This is a genomic window from Lacticaseibacillus zeae DSM 20178 = KCTC 3804 (genome assembly GCF_000260435.1).
GTDB classification, from domain to species: domain Bacteria; phylum Bacillota; class Bacilli; order Lactobacillales; family Lactobacillaceae; genus Lacticaseibacillus; species Lacticaseibacillus zeae.
The window spans coordinates 1-3,178 of the sequence record NZ_BACQ01000081.1; the positions used below are offsets into that span (position 1 = coordinate 1).

Below are 3,178 nucleotides of genomic sequence, written 5' to 3' on the forward strand. Positions count from 1 at the left end.
GTATTTCATCGAAACGCGTTCGCAGTCGCAGAAACCTCCACATAAGGACCCTGAGTCCATTGGCCAAAACCCGGCCAACGAACTCAGGCCCGCTTATGCTCCGGTTTCTAAGCGCTCCTGCTCACGCTCTACTTGGTTAAGTCCTCGACCGATTAGTACTGGTCCGCTCCATGCATCGCTGCACTTCCACTTCCAGCCTATCTACCTGATCATCTTTCAGGGGTCTTACTTCCATATAGGAATGGGAAATCTCATCTCGAGGGGGGCTTCACACTTAGATGCTTTCAGCGTTTATCCCTTCCGTTCATAGCTACCCAGCGATGCGCCTGGCGGCACAACTGGTACACCAGCGGAACGTCCATCCCGGTCCTCTCGTACTAAGGACAGCTCCTCTCAAATTTCCTGCGCCCGCGACGGATAGGGACCGAACTGTCTCACGACGTTCTGAACCCAGCTCGCGTACCGCTTTAATGGGCGAACAGCCCAACCCTTGGGACCGACTACAGCCCCAGGATGCGATGAGCCGACATCGAGGTGCCAAACCTCCCCGTCGATGTGGACTCTTGGGGGAGATAAGCCTGTTATCCCCAGGGTAGCTTTTATCCGTTGAGCGATGGCCCTTCCATACGGAACCACCGGATCACTAAGCCCGACTTTCGTCCCTGCTCGACTTGTCAGTCTCGCAGTCAAGCTCCCTTCTACCTTTACACTCTGCGAATGATTTCCAACCATTCTGAGGGAACCTTTGGGCGCCTCCGTTACATTTTAGGAGGCGACCGCCCCAGTCAAACTGCCTACCTGACACTGTCTCCCGCCACGATCAGTGGCGCCGGTTAGAGTGTTCATACAGCTAGGGTAGTATCCCACCAACGCCTCCATCGAAACTAGCGTTCCGATCTCTACGGCTCCTACCTATCCTGTACAAGCGGTACCAACACTCAATATCAAGCTACAGTAAAGCTCCATGGGGTCTTTCCGTCCTGTCGCGGGTAACCCGCATCTTCACGGGTACTATAATTTCACCGAGTCTCTCGTTGAGACAGTGCCCAAATCATTACGCCTTTCGTGCGGGTCGGAACTTACCCGACAAGGAATTTCGCTACCTTAGGACCGTTATAGTTACGGCCGCCGTTTACTGGGGCTTCAATTCTGGGCTTCGCTTGCGCTAACTCATCCTCTTAACCTTCCAGCACCGGGCAGGCGTCAGCCCCTATACATCATCTTTCGATTTAGCAGAGACCTGTGTTTTTGATAAACAGTTGTTTGGGCCTATTCACTGCGGCTGACCTTGCGGTCAGCACCCCTTCTTCCGAAGTTACGGGGTCATTTTGCCGAGTTCCTTAACGAGAGTTCGCTCGCTCACCTGAGGATACTCTCCTCGACTACCTGTGTCGGTTTGCGGTACGGGTAGTTTATTTCTCACTAGAAGCTTTTCTTGGCAGTGTGACATCAGGAACTTCGCTACTTTAATTTCGCTCCCCATCACCGCTTGTCCTTATGGTCGCAAGCATTTCACTCGCCACCAGACTTGCGGCTTGGACGCACTTTTCCAGCCGTGCGCTTTCCTTAGCCTCCTGCGTCCCTCCATCGCTTAAACAAAATAAACTAGTGCAGGAATCTCAACCTGCTTGTCATCGACTACGCCTTGCGGCCTCGCCTTAGATCCCGACTAACCCTGGGAGGACGAGCCTTCCCCAGGAAACCTTAGTCATACGGTGGATCAGATTCTCACTGATCTTTCGCTACTCATGCCGGCATTCTCACTTCTAAGCGCTCCAGCCGTCCTCACGATCGACCTTCAACGCCCTTAGAACGCTCTCCTACCGCGCACCCTTACGGGTGCACCCACAGTTTCGGTATTATGCTTAGCCCCGGTATATTTTCGGCGCAGTGCCACTCGACTAGTGAGCTATTACGCACTCTTTAAATGGTGGCTGCTTCTGAGCCAACATCCTAGTTGTCTGTGCAACGCCACATCCTTTTCCACTTAGCATAAATTTAGGGACCTTAACTGGTGATCTGGGCTGTTCCCCTTTCGACAATGGACCTTATCGCTCACTGTCTGACTCCCGGAGTAAGATCGATGGTATTCGGAGTTTATCTGAATTCAGTAACCCTTGATGGGCCCCTAGTTCAAACAGTGCTCTACCTCCATGATCCATCCTCCGAGGCTAACCCTAAAGCTATTTCGGAGAGAACCAGCTATCTCCAAGTTCGTTTGGAATTTCACCGCTACCCACAACTCATCCCAGCATTTTTCAACATACATGGGTTCGGTCCTCCAGTGTGTTTCACCACACCTTCAACCTGGTCATGGGTAGGTCACTTGGTTTCGGGTCTACATCTGCCTACTCATTCGCCCTGTTCAGACTCGCTTTCGCTCCGGCTCCGACTTTTCATCTTAACCTCGCAGGCAAACGTAACTCGCCGGTTCATTCTACAAAAGGCACGCCATTACCCCTTAACGGGCTTTGACTAATTGTAGGCACACGGTTTCAGGAACTGTTTCACTCCCCTTCCGGGGTGCTTTTCACCTTTCCCTCACGGTACTGGTTCACTATCGGTCACTAGGGAGTATTTAGCCTTGGGAGATGGTCCTCCCGGATTCCGACGGAATTTCACGTGTTCCGCCGTACTCAGGATCCTGGACGGAGGGTCCGCCGTTTCGTTTACAGGGCTTTCACCTTCTATGGCGCAGCTTTCCAGCTGACTTCGACTACGTCGAACTTTGGTAACTCCAATGTCCAGTCCTACAACCCCGAGAAGCAAGCTTCTCGGTTTGGGCTCTTCCCACTTCGCTCGCCGCTACTATGGGAATCGAGTTTTCTTTCTCTTCCTGCGGGTACTGAGATGTTTCAGTTCCCCGCGTCTGCCGCCGACAAGCTATGAATTCACTTGCAGGCAATACACTGCTGTGTACTGGGTTCCCCCATTCGGAAATCTCCGGATCAAAGCTTACTTATAGCTCCCCGAAGCATATCGGTATTAGTTCCGTCCTTCATCGGCTCCTAGTGCCAAGGCATCCACCGTGCGCCCTTTGTAACTTAACCTGTACTGACTTGCGTCAGCGGTTATGCGATGCGAATTTCTATATTAGAAACTCATACAAATACGCTGTGTTCTCGGCAATTTAAAACATTTACAACAATGATATCCAGTTTTCAAAGAACAAAGTCGC

Annotated in this window: 1 rRNA gene; it reads right to left on the minus strand. The window is 51.9% G+C overall.

From position 1 onward, the window contains the following. Nucleotides 1-132: 132 nt before the first annotated feature. Nucleotides 133-3,050, minus strand: a 23S ribosomal RNA gene (locus tag GSO_RS15205). Nucleotides 3,051-3,178 lie beyond the last annotated feature (128 nt).